At 48.5% G+C, this 19,791-nt stretch carries 21 protein-coding genes and 3 tRNA genes; 1 reads left to right on the top strand and 23 read right to left on the bottom strand.

Annotation, left to right across the window (positions count from 1 at the left end; genetic code table 11):
* Positions 1-2: 2 nt before the first annotated feature.
* From radC to polA, 22 genes are all read right to left on the bottom strand, one after another.
* Positions 3-716 carry a RadC family protein gene (gene radC, locus WKT05_RS03010; RefSeq protein ID WP_340412848.1) on the bottom strand — a complete coding sequence of 238 codons (714 nt, stop codon included), beginning with the start codon at positions 714-716 and terminating at the stop codon, positions 3-5.
* A complete protein-coding gene (locus WKT05_RS03005; RefSeq protein ID WP_340412847.1) occupies positions 706-1,263 on the bottom strand; it encodes a Maf family protein in 558 nt (185 codons plus the stop codon). The genes radC and WKT05_RS03005 overlap by 11 nt, the downstream gene beginning before the upstream one ends.
* A complete protein-coding gene (locus WKT05_RS03000; protein WP_340412846.1) occupies positions 1,260-1,763 on the bottom strand; it encodes a Gx transporter family protein in 504 nt (167 codons plus the stop codon). Before WKT05_RS03000 ends, WKT05_RS03005 begins: the two co-directional genes overlap by 4 nt.
* Positions 1,764-1,765: 2 nt before the next feature.
* Positions 1,766-2,143 carry a NusG domain II-containing protein gene (locus tag WKT05_RS02995; protein WP_340412845.1) on the bottom strand — a complete coding sequence of 126 codons (378 nt, stop codon included), beginning with the start codon at positions 2,141-2,143 and terminating at the stop codon, positions 1,766-1,768.
* Between the two features lie 137 nt (positions 2,144-2,280).
* The gene (locus WKT05_RS02990; RefSeq protein ID WP_340412844.1) at positions 2,281-3,249 is read right to left on the bottom strand and encodes a hypothetical protein; all 969 of its coding nucleotides are present in this window, start codon (positions 3,247-3,249) and stop codon (positions 2,281-2,283) included.
* A gap of 161 nt (positions 3,250-3,410) precedes the next feature.
* Positions 3,411-3,542, bottom strand: coding sequence for a hypothetical protein (locus WKT05_RS02985; RefSeq protein ID WP_340412843.1), 132 nt, complete (start codon positions 3,540-3,542; stop codon positions 3,411-3,413).
* A gap of 111 nt (positions 3,543-3,653) precedes the next feature.
* Positions 3,654-4,058 carry a GtrA family protein gene (locus WKT05_RS02980; protein WP_340412842.1) on the bottom strand — a complete coding sequence of 135 codons (405 nt, stop codon included), beginning with the start codon at positions 4,056-4,058 and terminating at the stop codon, positions 3,654-3,656.
* Positions 4,042-5,499, bottom strand: a complete 1,458-nt coding sequence (locus WKT05_RS02975) for an ArnT family glycosyltransferase (RefSeq protein WP_340412841.1) — start codon at positions 5,497-5,499, stop codon at positions 4,042-4,044. Before WKT05_RS02975 ends, WKT05_RS02980 begins: the two co-directional genes overlap by 17 nt.
* A complete protein-coding gene (locus WKT05_RS02970; RefSeq protein ID WP_340412840.1) occupies positions 5,483-6,253 on the bottom strand; it encodes a glycosyltransferase in 771 nt (256 codons plus the stop codon). Before WKT05_RS02970 ends, WKT05_RS02975 begins: the two co-directional genes overlap by 17 nt.
* Positions 6,254-6,627: 374 nt before the next feature.
* On the bottom strand, positions 6,628-7,563 hold the full coding sequence (locus WKT05_RS02965) for an RnfABCDGE type electron transport complex subunit B (RefSeq protein ID WP_215508250.1): 936 nt from the start codon (positions 7,561-7,563) through the stop codon (positions 6,628-6,630).
* Positions 7,564-7,575: 12 nt separating this feature from the next.
* Positions 7,576-8,151: an electron transport complex subunit RsxA gene (gene rsxA, locus WKT05_RS02960; RefSeq protein ID WP_215508251.1), complete on the bottom strand. Its 576-nt coding sequence runs from the start codon at positions 8,149-8,151 to the stop codon at positions 7,576-7,578.
* A gap of 11 nt (positions 8,152-8,162) precedes the next feature.
* On the bottom strand, positions 8,163-8,756 hold the full coding sequence (gene rsxE, locus WKT05_RS02955) for an electron transport complex subunit RsxE (RefSeq protein WP_215508252.1): 594 nt from the start codon (positions 8,754-8,756) through the stop codon (positions 8,163-8,165).
* 9 nt (positions 8,757-8,765) lie between these two features.
* Positions 8,766-9,347, bottom strand: a complete 582-nt coding sequence (locus WKT05_RS02950) for an RnfABCDGE type electron transport complex subunit G (protein WP_215508253.1) — start codon at positions 9,345-9,347, stop codon at positions 8,766-8,768.
* Complete coding sequence (locus WKT05_RS02945) at positions 9,348-10,340, bottom strand: RnfABCDGE type electron transport complex subunit D (RefSeq protein ID WP_340412839.1); 993 nt, start codon at positions 10,338-10,340, stop codon at positions 9,348-9,350.
* Between the two features lie 12 nt (positions 10,341-10,352).
* A complete protein-coding gene (gene rsxC, locus WKT05_RS02940; RefSeq protein ID WP_215508255.1) occupies positions 10,353-11,678 on the bottom strand; it encodes an electron transport complex subunit RsxC in 1,326 nt (441 codons plus the stop codon).
* Between the two features lie 255 nt (positions 11,679-11,933).
* Entirely contained in the window at positions 11,934-12,146 is a 213-nt protein-coding gene (locus WKT05_RS02935) for an acetyl-CoA carboxylase biotin carboxyl carrier protein subunit (protein WP_340412838.1), read from the bottom strand.
* Positions 12,143-13,387, bottom strand: a complete 1,245-nt coding sequence (locus WKT05_RS02930; protein WP_340412837.1) for a carboxyl transferase domain-containing protein — start codon at positions 13,385-13,387, stop codon at positions 12,143-12,145. The genes WKT05_RS02935 and WKT05_RS02930 overlap by 4 nt, the downstream gene beginning before the upstream one ends.
* Before the next feature lie 60 nt (positions 13,388-13,447).
* Positions 13,448-13,534: transfer RNA gene (locus WKT05_RS02925), tRNA-Leu, on the bottom strand.
* 107 nt (positions 13,535-13,641) lie between these two features.
* Positions 13,642-13,728 (bottom strand) — tRNA-Leu (locus tag WKT05_RS02920).
* 111 nt (positions 13,729-13,839) lie between these two features.
* A complete protein-coding gene (locus WKT05_RS02915; RefSeq protein WP_340412836.1) occupies positions 13,840-15,540 on the bottom strand; it encodes an ABC transporter substrate-binding protein in 1,701 nt (566 codons plus the stop codon).
* Positions 15,527-16,138, bottom strand: a complete 612-nt coding sequence (coaE, locus tag WKT05_RS02910) for a dephospho-CoA kinase (RefSeq protein ID WP_340412835.1) — start codon at positions 16,136-16,138, stop codon at positions 15,527-15,529. Before coaE ends, WKT05_RS02915 begins: the two co-directional genes overlap by 14 nt.
* Entirely contained in the window at positions 16,125-18,761 is a 2,637-nt protein-coding gene (gene polA, locus WKT05_RS02905; protein WP_340412834.1) for a DNA polymerase I, read from the bottom strand. Before polA ends, coaE begins: the two co-directional genes overlap by 14 nt.
* A gap of 238 nt (positions 18,762-18,999) precedes the next feature.
* Between polA and fic the strand changes: the two genes are divergently transcribed.
* The gene (fic, locus tag WKT05_RS02900; protein ID WP_340412833.1) at positions 19,000-19,566 is read left to right on the top strand and encodes a protein adenylyltransferase Fic; all 567 of its coding nucleotides are present in this window, start codon (positions 19,000-19,002) and stop codon (positions 19,564-19,566) included.
* A gap of 91 nt (positions 19,567-19,657) precedes the next feature.
* Here fic and WKT05_RS02895 read toward each other — a convergent pair.
* Positions 19,658-19,744: transfer RNA gene (locus tag WKT05_RS02895), tRNA-Leu, on the bottom strand.
* Positions 19,745-19,791 lie beyond the last annotated feature (47 nt).

Genomic DNA, 19,791 nt, shown 5'->3' with positions numbered 1-19,791 from the left:
GCCTATAACGCTCCATCTTCTAAAAAACTGTAAAAACTGTGATCGCCGACGATAATGTGGTCCACGACGGGTATGCCTAATAGCTCGCCCGCCCGCTTCAAGCGCTCGGTGAGGCTTCTGTCTTCCGAAGAAGGCCTCGGATTGCCCGCCGGATGATTATGTACCAAGGCAATGGAATGGCATTTCTTGCCGATGGCCCCTTGAAAGACATCCCGCGGGTGTACCACGGTGCAGTCCAAGGTGCCTCTGGAGATGCACTCCACAAATTGCAGCTCCTTCTTCACGTTCAGGCCGATGACGCGAAACTCTTCGTGCTGAAGGCCCATTAAATCCGGGGAAACGAAATCCGCAATGGCTTTCGGCGTGTTTAGGGGCACGGCTTGGCCCATGGGCCGACGCATTCTCCGCGCCATTTCCACCATGCCCACGAGGCGGGCGGCTTTGCTCTTTCCGATGCCTTTGACGGAGAGAAAATCGTCGTAGGTGCCGGTGAAAAGAGAGCTCAGGCCCTGACGAGCCGGAGACTTGCTTTCCAAGCTGTCGATAATGTCCTGCGCCACCTCGATGGCGGTTCTTCCCATGGTGCCGGTGCGCAAAAAAAGAGCCAAAAGTTCGCTGTCGGAGAGGGCTTCGGCGCCGTAAGTCATGAGCTTTTCCTCAGGCAGCGTGGCGTGGTCGTAGTCCAAAAGCTTTTTCTTTTCCCCATTACCGCTCATGGCCCACTCCTTTCAATTGCTTTTCAATGGACGCTACGTGCATGCCGATGACCGTGTCCAAGGCTCCTTCTACCGTGATCTTAAATTCGTCGATGTCCTGCACGCCATAGGCCCCCGCCTTGTCCATGTAGGTGTTTTTATCCAAATAGGCCTTCATTTGCGCCTCGGTAAAATCTTCAAAGTGCACGAAAGACTGATCGTAGTCCACGTATTTCTCGTCACCTAAAATGGCGTAGGCGCTGATAACCCGGTGCGTCCGCCCCTTCATGGCCAAAAGCATTTTCTCAGCTTCTGCACGGTCTTTCGGCTTACCTAAGATGGTATCGTCTAATACCACCACCGTATCCACGGCGACGACCACATCCTCCGGCCGCTTTTCTTTCACGCTCATGGCCTTTTGAAGGGCCAATTGCATGGTGTAGATCTCCGCAGGCGACAAACGCAAATGCCTTTCATCGTAGTCGGGTTTTTCTATTTCGAAAGTAAAGCCTCCCTCCGCCAGCAGTTTTTTTCTGCGGGGAGATGAAGAAGCCAAAACTAGGCTCATAAACGCACTCCGATCTTTTGTAAATGGCGACTGACATAAATGGCCGCGAGGCCCACGAAATAGCCTGTAAATAATCCTAAAATCAAGAGGAGAGGCAGATAGGCTAACAGGCCCATGTTGTGGACCATGACAATGGCCGTGGTGATCTGTCCCACATTGTGGAAGAAAGATCCGATAAAACTGATGCCGATGAGTGTGGCGCTCTTGATGGTTTTTAAGGATAAAATCATGGCCAAAGACGAAAGCAGGGCACCGGTGCCGCTGTAGAAAAAGCTTGTCACATTGCCGGTGACGAGCATCAAAAGCACGCTTTTTAATATGGCCACGACGAAGCCTTCCTTGGGCCCGAAGACCACGATGGTGGTTAAAATCACCACATTGGAAAGGCCCAGGCGCGCCCCCGGCAGGGGCACGGGCAAGGGAATCATGGTTTCAATGAAACCGATAGCCACAGCCATGGCAACCATTAATCCTAAAAATACTTGTTTTCGACTATCCATGCTTACCTCAACAATAGATCCATAGTGGGCGTCTCGTCGCTTTTAATTTCCGCGATGATGCGGTGGGGAAGGCAGACAATCATCTCTCCCGGCCGCTTAATGGGCGCCATATTTAAACAAATGCCTTCGGGGCAGTCGGACTCCGTCATCCTCGCCCCATTTTCGTCGATGGTCAATTTATTCGTGCCACCGTGGGCATGGAAAATGTAGGTCTTTCCCTTGTGCGCGTCGTCCATGGGAATTTTCTTCACTTCTTTACCGTCGATCTGCACGCTCACATAGGCGTGGGCCGCTTCTTTTTTCGGAATCAACTGCGTCGCACCGAGGCCCAAGGCAACGACGAGAATAACGAAGGCGATAATCACATCGGTTTTATTCATGGCTCCCCCTTTTTCAACATTTAATTATATCATAGAACGACCGCCGAAAAAGAAGCACGGTGGGAGAAAAAAAAGGAAGCCTCGGATTCATTTTTCCGAGGCTTTTTTACATCATTCTCTTTGATCCCTGCTTACGATTAAAGTTTGTTTTCTACAATGTCGTCAATCTCTATATCGGGGGATGCCTTGATGGTTTTCCATGCGTCGCTTCGATTGCCGTACACTTCTTTTATTTTTATCGCACCACGGCTTTCCTCGTAATCCATGGGGAAGTTCGCCTTCAGGGTCTCCGCATCCATGTAGAGCTCACTCCCCTTTTCGATGGGCCTGTGCTTTGGCTGCATGTATTCGTATGTTCCCGGCGCATCGTAGTCGTCAAATTGATCGATAATAATATTTTTATCCACGTAGTAACCTTCATAGAGTTCGTATCCGGCACCGGGCCAGGCTAAAAAGAACCAGGCATTGGACGTTTCATCCTTCATGCAATAGGTGGTGGTGTCTTCAAAAAACAGCTGTCTATCTTCTTCACTAACATCTTCCAGTTTGTAATTTTCAACGAGTAGCCTGTTCATCTCCCCTACGGGATAGTAGGTCGTGCCGTCTTCTATCAGGACGTCGATGGATCCTGCCTTTTTTCCTTCGATTGTCACGGCGACTTTTCCTCGTTCTACCTTTTGCCCTTCCTTCTTTTCAACTATCACGAATTGGCGGCTCTTTTGATCGTAATCATAGGTCATTTCTCTTTCCTTGCGCACGCCGCCGGCTTCAGTCCTTTCTAAATAGGTTTCGTTGTTTACGAAATGATCGCCGACTTTGTCGAACAAGTCGATTCTCGAAGACAGATCCGGCTCGTAAACATCATTGTCTTTCACACCGTAGAGATAGCCGGTTCTCCCTGCCGTCCCTGTCTTATTTAGGTAGAGATAACCATCGTCCCCCGCCTCCAAAAGCTTGGGCTTGTAGACAAAGAAGTTTTCATCTAAGGCACGGACATTCCGGGCTTTTAAATTCTCGTCGATGTAGATGAGTTTTAAAGCACCGCCTTCTTCGGAAACACCATAGGCACAGAGCTTGCCGTTGTGGTCGTAGTCGTCGATCCACAAACATTTTTCACCCTCGTCGGTGGTGTAAATGGATAAATTGTCTTCCGCATATCGGCGAATAGTTTTTTCACCGTACCCTCCTTCATTCGCCTCACCCGTTTTAGGCGCACCACCGGTGTCGCGCGAGGCGATTTCGTCGAATCAAGGGGCGCGGCTTGGCGCTAACGCACCCGGTGAGCAAACAGGCAATCAAAAAAATGGACAAATAGCGTTTCATAAAAACCTCCTTGCTTAATTATTTCTATTATATCATTTATATAATTAAATCCGTCTGCTTCATCTTTTTGATCCATGAAATCCGCATAAAACGAATCCTATGTAAAAACAAAACCGAGGAAGCGAATGCTTCCTCGGTTTAATCCAACTGTAGGGGCCACCCTAAACGCCATCCTCTATTTTTTCGTTTAGTAAAGCTTTTTCCTTATCCCGTAGCTGATAAAAAAAGTAGCCACCATGGAAGAAAATTTCGCAAGATAGAAACTTGCCTGCTCAGAATATACAGTCTGTAAGAAAATATACATATAGTGAACAACCAGATCTGCGATTACCAAGCCGATAAGAAAAGTCCCAATATGGACAAACAGCCGATAGGTGGAGTGCTCCTTTTTGAAAGCATATTTCAAGCTCAGGATGTATTGAATAATGGAGCCGACCAGAACACCGATGGTATTCGCAATCCATACCTCCATATGACTTAAAGACAGAATTCTTACGATGGCGATGTCAACCGCACTAATAAAAACCGTGATTAAGCCATATACAATGATCTTATTGTATTTAATGAGTAATTTTTTAATCATTTCTCCCATAAATCTCTACTTCTTGGTCTTCATACATTGGCTTCAATTTGCTTCGATAGATCTTTTCGAACTCAGGATACTTATTGCCGTCTTTTAATAAAATAAACGTCTCTATGCCCCGATGCATCCAATAATCCAATTCCTCTTCCGGGTCGGTTGGCACAAAATCATAGTAATCCATGCCCATCCTGGCCCCATATCTTTTTAAGCCATTGATATAGCTTGGATCCGTTGTATTAACGCCTACCGGCTTCTCGCCTGCGTGGGTTTGCAGCGTCGACATAATCCTGTCCACTTTTTGATCGGTAACAAGGTAAGTGCTTTTGTTGGCGTCAAAAATAAAATAAGCTTGTCCGATAATTAAAAGTGTAATTAAAGCCTTCACTTTATTATTTGGAATTGCATCCAGAAAAACCCCTATAAATACCGCCATCACGGGAATCAGCAATATATAGTAATAGATGAACTGTATTATGCCGCATATGATGATCATTTGAAGAAAAGACGTGGCCGCCCATAGGATTAATTCCAGCTTGTGCTCTTTTTTTAAAAGCACACAAAAAACACCCACGAAGAAAAGAACTAAAAAGTAAATTCCGAAATAGTCTTTAAATACATCGTAGTGATGCATCCAATGGCCCTTTGAAAAAATCTGAAGCATTTCTTCAGAAAAAATGTGTTTGCCGGCCAATCCGCTTACAAAACGATGCCGGGCATGGGCGCCCATATAGACATAATACAAAGCCGACGGAACCAGTGAAAGAATGCCATACATATAAAAGTGAATTGATTTCAGCGCCTTCAGCCCATATTTTTTTAAGTAAAGGATGATGACCACAAGTCCGAAAAATCCGGCATGAGGCTTGCAATTAATGGCAAACGCCATCATAAGGGCCGATATGTATAGGTTTCTCTTCTTTGAATTTCTATAAAACAAAAGGAAGTTATACACCGCGCCGAGATAAAAAAACACCAATAGTGCCTCCGGCATAATGGCCCTCGAAGCAAAAGCATTTAGAGGCGCTAACAGATAAATGCCTGTCGTCACGAATGCAGGAAAACTCCCCATATAAAGCCTGGCAATAAGAAGGCAATACACTGCAGAAAGCAAAAAGAATGTGAGGGAGATGATTCTTAACGAAAAAACCAGGCCCAAACTTAGGTTTTTAGCCAGCAGTACGGCGAAAGAGGGTAAAATCTCTAATTCAAGCTGAACCGTATTGGGTCCGATTCCGTCGTAGTAAAACTCAGGAGCAAAAAGGTGTATCCCCTTCGTCATATAAATGGCAGCCACTGAATATGTATCTGATTGTCTCCAACGCTCAAATACCTCCCACGGGGGATTGTGAAGGCTTGGGTAAAGGAGGAGGATGTACACAGCGAACATTAACGCCATTGCTACACAACTAGACAGAATTGCCCGTTGGTTCCTACTACCTCTTATCGTCATTCTTTAGCTCCTTGCGAATCTTCAAAGCCGAAATGAAGCTATCCTTAATGGTTTGTTTAAAATTCATTTTGCTCTGTCCCTCCTTGTTATCATAGCGAAGGACAAAGCCCACTTCTCCTATTTCCGCCCCTACCTTATATAACTTATATAAGACTTCCATCATGCAAGCAAAGGATTTATTCTCGACGAGTTTACAGCCATATGTTTTTTTGGCCTTTTGCAAAATGTCGTATCTGTAAATTCTATAACCACAAGTATAGTCGCGAACCCCTTTGATATGAAGTACTATCTGATAATAAAACCTGGCGCCTAAAGATAAAAATTTCCTTATAGGATGTAACCCTAAGACATCTGCCCCTTCCCGGTATCTGGATGCGATCACCACGTCTTTTCCTTCTTCCATCTTATCCAACATGGAAAATATGTATTTGGGAAGTTGGGTATTGTCCCCATCCATGATGACGAGAATGTCCCCTTGCTTGTATTCTCTCAAAAAGTAGTCTATAAGGCTGTTAAGGCCTCCGCCTAAATTTTTATTTTCAGAATGGAAGATGGGTTTAATATTAGAATGAGCAGCTGCATACTCCTTCAGCACTTGTTTCGTATTATCTTTACTCTTATCGTCCAAAGGAATTAGTTGCAGATAAAAATTTCTGCTACTTAACTGCTCGGCCAAAGAAAGCCAAGAAGTCATGAGTTTTCCTATATTATCTTCTTCATTGTAACAAGGCAGCCCAACCACTAAATTTCTCATCACGATAGTCCTTATCCTTTTTTTAAATAAAATTCCATCAAATATTGTACCTTTAACGTTCTGAGCTTGTCAAGCAATCACGCTTCGCCCACGACCACCGGTACCTTCGTGCCATCGTGGAGCGTGCGTAAAATTTCTCCCTATCAAAAGATGTGCTGATTCTTTTATCTTGCATTGACCCATCTGCCGCTGCAATGGTTAGAACCTGCCGGCTTATGACACATAATAGCCGCTTCACGTTCCAAACCGACAAGGGAGTTACTAAGCCTATATAATAACGCCCCCGACGTGTTCGGGGGTTGTTTGTTTCATGCTAAAGCACATAAAAATAGTGCCGACGAATTCGCCGACACTATTTCTGATCTTCAAAAGACTTATTGCACTTTGCTGTTGTCGTCAGCGGCGACGACTTTTTCTTTTTCAGCTGCCTGTTGAGCGGCGGCTGCTTTCTTTGCTTCTGCAGCTTGCAATTTCTTTTGTTTTTCTTTTTCCTTCATCTTTTCGACGCGTTCAGGGTATTCTACGAAGATAGCACCGGTGGGGCACTTGGATGCGCAGATACCGCAGTTGATACACTTCGAATAGTCGATGGATGCCAAGTTGTCTTCGACGTGGATTGCGTCTTTCGGGCAATTCTTTTCGCAAAGACCGCAGGCGATACATCCGATGGAGCAGTTGGTGCGAACAACTTTGCCCGGATCGTGGGTCGAACATTTAACTTCGGTTTTTTGTTTGTAGGGCATGAGGCCGATAATGTTTTTCGGACAAATGTCGATACATTTCTTACAAGCGACACATTTTTCCTTGTCGACGGAAGCGATGCCGTTGATAACGTGGATGGCGTCGAATTCACAGACGCTCACACAGGTGCCGCCGCCTAAACAACCGGAAGCACAGCCTTTGGATCCGCGTGCATAGTCGCCGATCAAACGGCAGTCTACCAGACCGCTGTATTCGTATTTGTTCTTGGACTTTTCACAGTCCCCTTGGCACCGAACGACGGCAACTTCTTTTTCAACGTCGCCGGCCGCTTGGCCCATAATTTCGGCTACTTTTTCAGCTACTTCTTGTCCGCCGATGGCGCAGCCGTTGACCGGTGCGTCACCTGCTACGATGGCATCTGCCATACCGGCACAGCCCGGGAACCCGCAGGCCCCGCAGTTGGCGCCGGGAAGCGCATCAAGTACGTTTACGACGCGAGGGTCCATGTCTACGGCAAAGACCTTATCGGCAAATGCCAACACAGCACCGAGGAGAAGCCCTAACACGCCTAAAATAATGACCGCATAAATTACGTTTTGTGCATTCACGTGAATCGCCCCCTATACTAATCCTTGGAATCCCATAAAGGCGATGGCCATTAAACCGGCACTGATCAGCGCAATCGGGACACCTTGTAACGGTTTCGGAATCGGCATGATTTCCATACGTTCACGAAGGGCACTTAATAAGAGCAGTGCGAGGGTGAAACCGATGGATGCACCTAAACCGTTAATGATGGCTTCGAAAAGATTGAATTCACTTTGAATGTTCAATACGGTGACACCTAATACCATACAGTTGGTGGTAATCAGGGGTAAGAAGACGCCCATGGCAGAGTACAATGCGGGAGATGATTTTTTAATAAACATTTCTACAAATTGTACTAAGGACGCGATAACGAGAATGAACACGATGGTTTGTAAGTATTCCAAGCCGAAAACGTCTAAGACGAAATGTTGGAGTAACCAGGTAACTGCCGATGCGATGACGACGACGAAGGTAACGGCGACGCCCATGCCCGTAGCAGTTTCAGTTTTAGAGGATACACCTAAGAAGGGGCAGATCCCGAGGAACTTCGCGAAAATATAGTTGTTAACTAAAATGGTCGATATAAGAATCGTTAAAATCGTTGACATAGTCTACCTCCCTACGCTCTTTTAGCCATGATGCCGCGGTAGAGGGCAATCCACAGACCTAAGAGGATAAATGCACCGGCGGGGGAAGTGAAGATTCCGATACCGGGATAAGATTGAGGGAAGATTTGAATATCCATCAGCGTGCCGTGACCGAAGAGTTCTCTGACCACAGCCATAGCCAACATGGCTAAAAGATAGCCGATACCTGTCCCTAAACCATCGACGATAGACGGAACGACTTTGTTTTGATAAGCAAAACCTTCCGCTTCACCTAAGATACAGCAGTTAACGACGATCAAGGGCAAGAAGATACCCAATGCACTGTAGATCGCAGGGCTGTATGCGTGCAGTACCATTTCAACTAAGGTTACAAAGGCTGCAATGACGACGATAAACGCGGGAATCCGAACATTATTCGGAATGACGTTTCTTAACATACTGACAACGGCATTGGAGCAGATCAATACGAATGTAACTGCAACCCCCATGGCGATGGCGGAGGAAACGGCCGTACTAATGGCCAATACCGAACACAGGCCGATCATTTGCATAAAGATCGGATTGTTTTTGAAAATACTATTCGTAAAAACTTTTCCTAAACTCATAACTACCCCCTACTTTGCGCTAATTTCTTCGTAAGCGGGAAGAATGGCATTAATTCCCTTGAGTACGGCGGTAGATGAAATAGTGGCACCACTGATCATCGGAATTTCATCTTCGGCTTGCGGATTCTTATTCCCTTTGACTTCGCCATTCTTAAAGGACTTGCCTACGAATTGATCGAAGTAGGGTGCTTCGGTAATTTGCGTACCGATACCGGGTGTTTCGGCGTTTTGAATGTTTCTGAAACCGGCAATGGTTCCGTCATTTAAAAGACCGATGGCATTGGTCATGGAACCGCCATAACCCTTGCCCGTGTGGTTGATACCGTAGCCGACAATTTCGTCGCCTTTTTTCGCTACGAAAACATCTTGAATTTCTTTGTACTTTTCGATGAGGGCTGCTTTTTTCGCTTCATCCAAGGGTTCGAACTTATCGGCCTTATCGCCGTAAATTTCTTGGTAAGCTTGAACAGACTTCTCGAATTCAGCTTTTGCGATAACTTCAGAGGTAAAGCTGTTAACTACAGCTAACAGTCCTGCCGCAATTGCGGAAATAACCAATAGGACAAGACCTGTCTTTAAATAATTCTTCATTTACTTCGCCTCCCCGTAAGCTTCCGTTTTTGTCAAACGTTCGATCAAGGGGCTTGCTACGTTCATAAGAAGGATGGAGTAGGATACACCTTCGGCCATGTTGCCCTTCATACGAATGACGGCCGTTAAGATACCACAGCCGATGGCGAAAATGATTTTGCCTTTATCCCCTTGGGGCGTAGAACTGTAGTCCGTCGCCATAAAGAATGCGCCGAGGAACAAACCGCCGCCGAGAAGTTCGTAGGGAAGTAATTCCGTACCGATACCGAAAACCAAGAGGAAGACAGCCGTCGTTGCAATGTAAATAACGGGGATCTTCCAGTCGATGACTTTGCGGGCGAGTAAGTAGCAGGCACCGATTAACAAGAGAAGGGCGGAGGTTTCACCGATAACCCCGCCGATGTTACCGAGGAACATATCCTTTAACGGCGGAAGGGCATCTAAGTGTTGACCGGCCTTAATGATGGTAAGGGGCGTTGCTGCCGATGCTGCATCGGCGGTTTCAGCCACTTTTGCCATCGCGGGTGCGGTGTAGGTTGCCATTAATGCGGGCCAGGACAACATCGCCATGGCACGACCGGCCAATGCCGGGTTAACAAAGTTGCCGCCGATGCCGCCAAAGGCTTCTTTTACGATGACGATGGCGAAGATCGAGGCAATTGCGGGTACATACCAGGGTACGCCTGCAGGCATGTTCATGGCGAGCAGGAGCCCAGTTACGACGGCGGATAAGTCGCCGATTTGAGATTCTTTCTTCGTGATTTTTTGGAAGAGGAATTCACTGCCGACACAGCAGATTACACTGATCAGATAAATAATAAGTGCCTGCATTCCGAAGAAATACACACTGCCTACGACGGCCGGTGCCAATGCGATGATGACATCACGCATAATCTTGGTTACCGTGTCGTTGGAACGAATATGGGGCGCTAATTGTACGAAGCGTCCGTCTCCTTGTAAATTAGGAGATTGGGCTTTTACATTTTTTTCCATGACTACCTCCTATTATTTACGAGCATTGGCGCGCACTTCGCGTTTAGCGAGTTTCGTCGATTCGCTTAAATAGCGCTTTGCGGGACATACAAACGAGCAAATGCCACATTCCATGCATTGATCCGCATGGTATTCCTGACATTTGTCAATTCGATTTCTCAAAATCGATGCGTTAATACGCGTCGGGTTAATATTGGCCGGGCAGTGATCCACGCAGCGACCGCATTGGATGCAGGGCCCTTCTTCCATGTCATCGATTTCAACATCGGTGAAGGCCAAAATACCGGAGGTCGTCTTGGTTATGGGCGAAGTAAAGTCGAAAATGGACTTCCCTGTCATGGGGCCGCCGCAAATAAATTCGACGACATTATCTTTCACGCCGCAGTAATCCAAAATATCTTGTACCGGCGTACCGACACGAACCAAAAGGTTCTTCGGATGTTCGATACCGGAACCGGATACGGTCAGGATCCGTTCGATGGAAGGCATGCCTTTGGCGATTAAATCGTAGTAGGCTTTCGACGTTTGAACATTGGTCAAGAAGACGCCGACGTCGTTGGTGACGCCGTTTTGCGGAACAATACGACCGCAGATCGCTTCCGATTGACGCTTGGAATCCCCTTGGGGATACTTGGTCTGCATCGTAGCAACCTTTAAGGTCGGGTATTCGTTTTTAACCATTTCGTTGGCCTTTTCAATGGCGTCCGGTTTGTTTTGTTCGATGGCCAAATAGGCTTCATCGGTTTGATAAAGGTCTTGGAACAATTTTAAGGATGCAAATAATTCATCGGCTTGTTCCAACATGAGGCGGTGGTCACAAGTCAAGAACGGTTCACATTCAGCGCCGTTTAAAATAACGATGTCCAATACCGGGTCATCACTCTTCAATTTTGCGTGAAGCGGGAAGCCGGCACCACCCATACCGACGATCCCTGCGTTTTTAACCAAGGATACAATTTCGTCGATACTCATGTCTTTGTAATTTTCCACCGGTTTAACGGAAGGATCTAAATCATCCTTGCCGTCGTTTTCGATGACGACCATATCCGTGTACATACCGTTGGCAGCATAACCTTTTTCAATGGCGATAACTTCGCCCGATACACTGCTATGTACGGCCGCGGAAATAAACGCGTCGGAATTACCGACAATTTGCCCTCTCAGTACGTGGTCCCCTACGGCAACCGTAGGTTTACACGGCGCACCGATGTGTTGGCTCATAGGAATTCGAACCAACTTCGGTGAAGGCAGAACTTCAATAGCGACTCCTTCTGTCAGCTCTTTGTGTTCATCAAAGTGAACGCCGCCCACAGAAAAAGTGAGATTCGTCTTTGCCATTCTTTCACCCCTTGCATTCTAAGAAATGAATCGCCGGGCAAGCGTTTTGCCTGCAACTACAACGGACATACTTTTCAGTTTTCCGTCGCTCGGCTCTTCAGCTTTCATCTTTCCCTATCTTATCAAAATCGTTATAAAAAATCTAGTATTTGTCTAAAATGAACGTATAAAATACGGCAGTCATTTCCGAAAACGTGGAAAAGACAAGGGCCGAGGAATTTTTTATACAAAATAAAAATTTCGAAAGAGAAAAATTTATCGCGGATCCAACGCGGTAATGATTTCCCCTCTCATTACCGCGCTTCCTTCTTCTACCTTCCACTGAAGAATGCCGTCCATCGGTGCGCAAACAGGCAGTTGCATTTTCATGCTCTCGAGGACACAGAGAACGTCGCCTTTTTTGACTGCCGCTCCCGATTGAAAACAGCGCCGGAGCATTTTTCCCGGCAAGGGCGCCCGCACGATCATGCCAGTACCTCCCTTAATTTATATCTGAGTTCATCCGCGGTGAGAATCTCATCGATCAGCCCGTTTTTTTGAGCTGCCGCCGCAGAAAGATGCATGGCGCGGTAGCTCGCTAAATTTTCCTTGTCGAGATGCAAAATTTCCGCCGCAAGGTCCGCCCCCATCACGCCGATTTTTGCCTCATTCAAGGCGAAGTACGCGGAGGCGCCCATTTCCCTGCACCCCATGGCCATGTAGGCGCCGCCCAAAACATTGCCCACGGCGACGGTAATTTTTTTCTCATCGTGATTGAAGTAGGCCTCGATCATGGCGCTGCCTGCCCGCAACACGCCCTCGCCTTCTGATGCCGTTCCGGGCAAAAAGCCCGGCGTATCCGCCAAGCTGATCACCGGCAGGCGAAAGCGGCGACAAAGATTGTAGAAAGCCGCGGCTTTTAACGCCGCCTCTTTATCCAACACACCCGCCGCCACCTTGGGATTGTTGGCAAAGATGCCTACACGCATGCCGCCGATGCGTCCCAAAAGGGCCGTGGCATTTTGTGCCCATTGGGGCCACAAGTAAATGGCGCTCCCTTCATCGACAATGGCACGAATGATGCCCGCCATGTCTCCCGTCGCCGGGGCCTCGCCGCCTGAAGCCGAAGTCGCCTGCTTTTGTCTCAGAAAAGCCATGAGCGACCGACAGTCTTCCGCCATGCCTTCCTCCGAATCCGACAGAAGATGAATGCCGCCCCTTTCAGCCACAGCTTTCGCCCCGCCCATGGCCGCAAGATTCGTCTCTTCGTAAATAGCACGTGCCACGATTTTCGGGCCGGTGAGGCAAAAGGCCGATGCCCCTTCCACGGCCAGCACCACATCACAAAGGCCAGCCATGTAGGCCGCCGCACCGATTGAGGGCCCGTAAGACAAATACAGTCGCGGCGTGTCCAATGCTTTCAGTGCGCGAAAAACCGACCCGGCACCGGAAAGAGACAGTTGGCCGCCAACCATGTCGGCTCCTGCCGATTGAGATAGCAGGACCAAAGGGGCTCCCCCTTCCCCGGCCAAATGAATGGCACGCACCAGAGACGCGCCTTCGAAATAACCCAGGGCGCCGCCTTTTTTCGCCGGGTCAAAAGCCGCCAACACCACGGGCTTCTCCGCAATTTTCGCTGAAGTCACCACAACGGCCGATTGGTTTTTCTCTATGTAGTGAATGCTTCCTTCATCGGCAAGGGCTTCGATTCGACGATAAACTTCTTTCATGAGACCACCTCCTTCATTTATTATACGCAAAAAGCCGCACGATAAACGTACGGCTTTAAATGGTGCGGGAAAAGGGACTTGAACCCCCACGTGCATACACACACATGATCCTGAATCATGCCTGTCTGCCAATTCCAGCATTCCCGCTCACGATAATATATTATAACACGGCAAAATAAAAATGTAAACTCACAGTTTACGCTTTTATAAAAAAAGAACCGTCGACAGCATGCCGTCGACGGCCTTTCATTGCATGGTGCGGAGAAAGGGACTTGAACCCTCACGTGATGACTCACACATGCCCCTCAAACATGCCTGTCTGCCGATTCCAGCATCTCCGCTCATCACAGGAATAAATTATAACATAGGGGTTTTGCTTTGTAAATCACTTTTTACGTTTTTCGTACTTTCTTTTACCTGCAGGAAAAGATGCCTCGCCGCAAGGGCGAGGGCTATTTTTTCTCCGCAGCTTGTTTCTCTTCTCTGCCTCCTAAGGTCACATCGTCGATGCCTTTAAAGACGTTAAAAGCGTTGGGTCTTAGGCGTCCTTTCACCCGCGGCCCGGTGACGAGGACGTTTTGCTTAAAGACCAAAGGAATGTAGGGTACGTCTTCGCGAAATTGTTTGTAGACGCTGTCGATGGCTTCTTTGCGCTCTCTTTCCCTTTGAGCCCGCGCTAATTTATTGAGGGCTTCATCCATGGCAGGGTTGCTGTAGCGGCTGATGTTCATACCGCCGATGCCGCCGGATGAAAGCACGGAGGAAAGATTGACCATGGCGGAAAAATCCATGCCGACCACCGCCACTTGATAGTTTCCCCCCTGAAGGGCGCGGGCAAAGGCATCGGTTTGGGATACAGCCTTTTTTTCGTCCTTGCCGTCGTTGTTAGGCGCCTCGGCCGCATCGCGAACGTGGGAGCGAATGCCGATTTTCTTCAGATCTTCCGACACCAGTTGGGCCTCGGTTTTTAACCGGTGGTTTTCGCCGTTGGTGAGGATTGTAAGCATGAGGGCTTCCCCGTTTTTCCCCTCGCGAAAACCGTCGCCGTTCATGTCTTTATAACCGGCGCGGTCCAACACGTCCATGGCGCCGTCCACGCTTAAATAGGATTCTTCTTTCGTAAAGGCGCCGGCGGAAAGTTTCGGATTCATGAAGAAGTTTGCCATGGTCCCTTGAGACAGATAGAGGCTGTCGATGATGCGCTCCTTGTTAATGGCGAGATCCATGGCCCGACGCAGGTTCACATCGTTTAACACCGGGTCTTGGGTATTCATGCACACCACTTCCACCCGCTGGGTTTCGTAGGGCTCCACATTGCTTTTTTCGTCGCTTTTATAGCGATCCCATGTGTAGTCGTCGACGACAAACAGGTCGATTTGTCCCGCGTCGTAGGCTTGGCGAATGGCTTCTTTATCCGATAAGATCAGGCCCACAATGCCGTCGATATAGGGCAGATTTCCGTAGTAATTCGGATTTTTCTCCAAGTAAATTTTTTTGTTCTTTTCCCATTTCTTCAATAGAAAAGGCCCGGAGCCTACCACGTCGAAGTCCTCACCGTCGAGCATGGCCTCTTCCGAATAGATATGGGCAGGGAGGATGGGAAAGCTCAAGAGTTCCGGATAATTGCCGTAGCTTTGATTGAATTCGAAATCGATGTTGCGCTCGTCGAAGATCACGGCCTTGGCCACCCTATCCAAGTCGGCGCCGGCGCCGATTCCCGGCGTGCGGTGAAAGAGGCGGTTATAAGGCGAATCGGCCGGGGCGTGTTTCACGGCATTAAAGGTGGCGGCCACATCTTTCGTGGTAATGGGCGTGCCGTCTTGCCAGTAGATGCCTTTTCTTAATGTGACGCTGACGCGCCGCCCCTCGTCGGATGTCTCCACGTGTTCCGCCAAGGCAGGCACCATGCGGCCGCTGCCTTCGTATTCGAAGAGTCGATCGAAAAGCAGGTGGCTCAAGTAAAAATACGAGCGGTTTTGGGTCAAGAGGGGATTCAGGGTGTCGAAATTTGTAAGGGGCACGGTGAGCGTGCCGCCGCCGCGGGAATCGTCGTCGGCCCCTTTTTCCTCTACCACGGTTTTTGAGCCCCCGATGCCGCAAGACGTTAGAAGCAAAAGACACAGGGCGAGGATGATTCCCTTACATTTTTTCACCGGGCAGGGCCTCCAATGCGTCGTCCACTTGATTGTAAAGGTTCATTAAATCGCCGGAATTATCAAAGATGATGGTCGCCTTCTCCTTCTTTTCAGCCAGAGGCATTTGAGAAGCGATCTTTTCTTTGGCGTAGGCCTCATCGATCCCGTCCCGCGCCATGAGTCGGGCGAGTTGTACCTCTTCATTGGCATCTACGAGCCAAATGGCGTCAAACGCCAGGCCGCTTGCCTTTAATTCGTCGAATTGTTCAAAAAGCAAAGGCACATCGTAAAATACCGGGCCGTGGAAATTTTCAGACAGATCCAGCATGGCACAGGCAATGGCCGGATGCATCAATTGATTCAGCTTGCGGCGGGCATCCTCGTCTTTAAACACGCGCTTGCCCAGTTTGTCTCTGTCTAAATTACCGTCCGACTGAATCATGTCTTCGCCGAAGGTTTCGGCAATTTGCTTTAATGTCTCCGATCCCGGTTGAACGAGATCCCGCGCAATGGCATCGGCGTCGATGACGGGAAAGCCTAAGCCCAACAGATAGGCGGTTAACACGCTTTTTCCCGAGGCGATGGAGCCGGTGATGCCGATTTTATTTTGTTTCATACCAATTTTCCCCCGTTTCTACTTCTACTTTTACGGGAATCGCCAGCGGCAAGGCCGATTCCATGGTTTCAACCAGCAATTTTTTTACCCGCTCGCCGTCTTCCTTGTCTGCTTCGATAATCAATTCGTCGTGGACCTGAAGCAGGAGCTTGGCCCGAAGGCCTTCGTCTTTTAATTTCCTGTACACGGCCACCATGGCTTTTTTCATCATGTCCGCCGCCGTTCCCTGAATGGGCATGTTTAGCGCCACCCGCTCGCCGAAGGAGCGGACGCTGAAATTTTTCGCCGCCAGCTCGGGAATGTAGCGCCGACGGTGGAACAGGGTTTCCACATACCCTTGGGCCTTGCCCGTTTCCACAATGTCTTCCATAAATTGGTGCACGCCGCTGAATTTATGCAGGTAATTGTCGATGTATTCCTTGGCTTCTTTTCTGGAAATGTCCAGGTCCTGAGACAAGCCGTAATCGCTGATGCCGTAGACGATGCCGAAGTTTACCGCCTTGGCCCTGGAGCGCATCAGGCTTGTCACATCCTCCGGCTCCACGTGAAAGACCTGGGAGGCCGTGGTGGTGTGAATGTCCGCACCGTCGTTAAAGGCTTTTTGCATGACCTGATCTCCGGAAATATGGGCCAAAATCCGAAGCTCGATTTGTGAATAATCCGCGTCGATAAATTCCGCCCCGTCGCGAGGCAAAAAGGCCTTTCGAATGCTTCGGCCTACATCGGTTTTAATGGGAATGTTTTGTAAATTGGGATTGGTTGAGGAGATTCTTCCCGTAGCCGTAATGGTCTGTTGAAATTGGGAGTGAATCTTTCCATCCGGTGCGATTTCCGCCTTGAGCCCTTCCACATAGGTGGATTGGATTTTCGACAACTGGCGGTACTTTAATATGCGCTCGACGATTGGGTGTTCCTTCCGGATTTTCTCCAGCACGTCTTGACTGGTGCTGTAGCCGGTCTTCGTCTTTTTAATGGGCGTCAATTTCAATTCTTCGAAAATCACTTCCGCCAATTGCTTCGTGCTGTTGATGTTAAATTCCCTGCCCGCATCGTCGTAAATAGACGCTTCCAGGCCTTGAATTTCTTCAGCCAATCCGTCGCCGATTTCATCCAACACCTTTTCGTCCACAATCATCCCCTCGTGTTCCATGGAGGCCAGGGTTTCCACCAAGGGCATTTCGATGGTAGAAAACAACGCCCACATATCTAAGTCCTTCAGCTTCTCTTCTTGTGCGGCCATCACCTTGGGCAGGTAATGATGAAGGCGAGACAAATAGCCCACGACGCTCTCTTCCGCCTCGAGCAGAGATTTTTTGCTTTTGCCCTTTCCCAAAAACTCTTCCGGCGGGGTAATGGTTTGGTTTTCATACAAACCGATTAAGTGAGACGCTTCGTAATTGGATTTCGTTGGATCCAGCAAATACTCGGCAATGGATGCGTCAAAGGTAACATTGACCGGCTCGATGCCGTAGTGGAAGGCGAAAAGAAAGAGGTCTTTCAAGTCGCTTCCCACAATGGCCACATCCTCGCCTTCCATCATGTCTTTTAATTGCCGAAAGGCCCCTTCATCGGGAGACTTGACGATGGCGCCTTTGCCATTTGCAGAAAGCAGCAAGTAATCCACCTTGCCGCCGAAATAGGGCCTGCCCTCCGCCATGACGTGAATCATGACCTGCTTCGCCCCTTTTATGGCTTTCATCGCCTCGTCCATGGACACGACGGATAAATCCTTTACCTCCGCCTCCGCCTCTTCTTCTTCGCCGGGCAGGCGCCGCATGAGCGTAAAAAATTCATACTCGCTGTAAAGGGCGCGCAGGGCATCCAGGTCATAGGGCTTGCGCCGGAGGGCGTCGATGTCGAAATCCAAAGGAATCGTCGTAATAATGGTGCCGAGCTTTTTGCTCAAAAAAGCCTGTTGCTTAAAATTCTCCAGATTCTCTTTTCGCTTCTTGCCGCTAATGGCATCCAGGTTTTCGTAAACCCCTTCCATGGAGTGAAAGTCCTGAATCAACTTCATGCCCGTTTTTTCGCCGATGCCGGGCACGCCGGGAATGTTGTCGCTGCTGTCTCCCATAAGCCCCTTCAGGTCGATGAGCTGTGCCGGCGTCATGCCGTATTCCTTTTCGATGCGGGCCACATCGTAGACTTCCAGGTTCGTAATGCCTTTTCTCGTCATGAGGACGTCGATGTCTTCTTCGATTAATTGAAAATAATCCCGATCCCCAGTAAGCAAATAGACTTTTTTGCCGGCGGCGCGGCCCATTTTCGCCACGGTGCCCGCCAAGTCATCGGCTTCGTATTCAGGGGAATCCACGGTTTTTATTCCCATGGTTTTTAAAATCTTCATTAAATAAGGCCACTGCTCGTCTAATTCCGAGGGCGTCTTCTGCCTGGTGCCCTTGTACTCAGCGTAAAGATCGTGGCGGAACGTGCGCCCCTTTTGATCGAAACACACGAGCAAATAGCTGGGATCGATGCGATCCACGGCATTTTCCATCATGGACACGAAGCCGTATACGGCATTGGTGTACAGGCCCCGCTTCGTTTTCAACAAAGGCAAGGCGTAAAAGGCCCGAAAAAACAAACTGCTTCCGTCGATGATTAAAATCGTATCTTTTTTCATGAGTCCTCCTTGCTTTTATTATACACGAGAAGCCGCGGAAAAGCCTTTATAACCATTGGAGGGATACGTATTAAGTGTATCTTTTCCCGCCTCGCTTTTTGAATTTATTTCACCCCAATGCTAAAATATAGCCAATAAGGAGATCGACCCTACTCGTTTAAAGAAGGACAATAATTCCCATCCCGGTAAAATAAAAAAACATCCCGCAAAAGCAGGATGGAAGAAAAGGAGATGAATCATGGACACTATCGAAGAACTGAAATCAAAACAGCGCGCCATGGAGCTGTGGGACAAGGACATAATCTCCACATTTGACGTCGGCACGTTCAAAGGCCTTTCTCAAATTCACGCCTACCTTTTTCAAGACGTCTTTGATTTTGCCGGAAAGCTTCGAACCGTGAACTTGGCAAAGGGGAATTTTCGCTTCGCCCCCGTTCTGTTTTTAAAATCAAACCTCGAACTTATCGACATCATGCCTGATGCAACCTTTGAGGAGATCGTCGACAAATACGTGGAAATGAACGTCGCACACCCTTTCCGCGAAGGCAACGGACGGGCCACGCGCCTATGGCTGGATGCCCTTTTGAAAAATCGATTGGCACTTTGCATCGACTGGTCGAAAATCGACAAATACGATTACCTCTCCGCCATGGAGCGTTCCCCGGTGAACAGCTTGGAAATAAAGACATTGTTAAAACACGCCGCCACCGACGACATCCATAACCGCCAGGTCTACATGCGAGGGATTCAAGCATCTTACCTCTACGAAAACATGCAGGCCTACAATATTGAGGACCTGAAATAATCATTCAGGTCGATTTTCGGGGACGACACTTCTGTATTAAGGCACAAAAAAGGCGAAGCTGCAGTCATCTGCAACTTCGCCTTTTTTCTATTGGTGCCGAAGGCGGGACTTGAACCCGCACGGTGTCGCCACCGCTGGATTTTGAGTCCAGTACGTCTGCCAATTCCATCACTTCGGCCAACTGATACTTCGATAGTATAACATATCTGTCGGCCGCGTGTAAAG

This window comes from Peptoniphilus sp. HCN-40583 (assembly GCF_037892835.1).
Taxonomy (GTDB): Bacteria; Bacillota; Clostridia; order Tissierellales; family Peptoniphilaceae; genus Aedoeadaptatus; species Aedoeadaptatus rachelemmaiella.
This window is presented reverse-complemented; position numbering and strand designations above follow the sequence as displayed.

Bases quoted from the DNA above. Each gene is read 5' to 3' on its own strand.
- radC (WP_340412848.1), bottom strand. From the start codon at position 716: ATGAGCGGTAATGGGGAAAAGAAAAAGCTTTTGGACTACGACCACGCC.
- WKT05_RS03005 (WP_340412847.1), bottom strand. From the start codon at position 1,263: ATGAGCCTAGTTTTGGCTTCTTCATCTCCCCGCAGAAAAAAACTGCTG.
- WKT05_RS03000 (WP_340412846.1), bottom strand. From the start codon at position 1,763: ATGGATAGTCGAAAACAAGTATTTTTAGGATTAATGGTTGCCATGGCT.
- WKT05_RS02995 (WP_340412845.1), bottom strand. From the start codon at position 2,143: ATGAATAAAACCGATGTGATTATCGCCTTCGTTATTCTCGTCGTTGCC.
- WKT05_RS02985 (WP_340412843.1), bottom strand. From the start codon at position 3,542: ATGGATCAAAAAGATGAAGCAGACGGATTTAATTATATAAATGATATA.
- WKT05_RS02980 (WP_340412842.1), bottom strand. From the start codon at position 4,058: ATGGGAGAAATGATTAAAAAATTACTCATTAAATACAATAAGATCATT.
- WKT05_RS02975 (WP_340412841.1), bottom strand. From the start codon at position 5,499: ATGACGATAAGAGGTAGTAGGAACCAACGGGCAATTCTGTCTAGTTGT.
- WKT05_RS02970 (WP_340412840.1), bottom strand. From the start codon at position 6,253: ATGAGAAATTTAGTGGTTGGGCTGCCTTGTTACAATGAAGAAGATAAT.
- rsxA (WP_215508251.1), bottom strand. From the start codon at position 8,151: ATGTCAACGATTTTAACGATTCTTATATCGACCATTTTAGTTAACAAC.
- rsxE (WP_215508252.1), bottom strand. From the start codon at position 8,756: ATGAGTTTAGGAAAAGTTTTTACGAATAGTATTTTCAAAAACAATCCG.
- WKT05_RS02950 (WP_215508253.1), bottom strand. From the start codon at position 9,347: ATGAAGAATTATTTAAAGACAGGTCTTGTCCTATTGGTTATTTCCGCA.
- WKT05_RS02945 (WP_340412839.1), bottom strand. From the start codon at position 10,340: ATGGAAAAAAATGTAAAAGCCCAATCTCCTAATTTACAAGGAGACGGA.
- rsxC (WP_215508255.1), bottom strand. From the start codon at position 11,678: ATGGCAAAGACGAATCTCACTTTTTCTGTGGGCGGCGTTCACTTTGAT.
- WKT05_RS02935 (WP_340412838.1), bottom strand. From the start codon at position 12,146: ATGATCGTGCGGGCGCCCTTGCCGGGAAAAATGCTCCGGCGCTGTTTT.
- WKT05_RS02930 (WP_340412837.1), bottom strand. From the start codon at position 13,387: ATGAAAGAAGTTTATCGTCGAATCGAAGCCCTTGCCGATGAAGGAAGC.
- coaE (WP_340412835.1), bottom strand. From the start codon at position 16,138: ATGAAACAAAATAAAATCGGCATCACCGGCTCCATCGCCTCGGGAAAA.
- polA (WP_340412834.1), bottom strand. From the start codon at position 18,761: ATGAAAAAAGATACGATTTTAATCATCGACGGAAGCAGTTTGTTTTTT.
- fic (WP_340412833.1), top strand. From the start codon at position 19,000: ATGGACACTATCGAAGAACTGAAATCAAAACAGCGCGCCATGGAGCTG.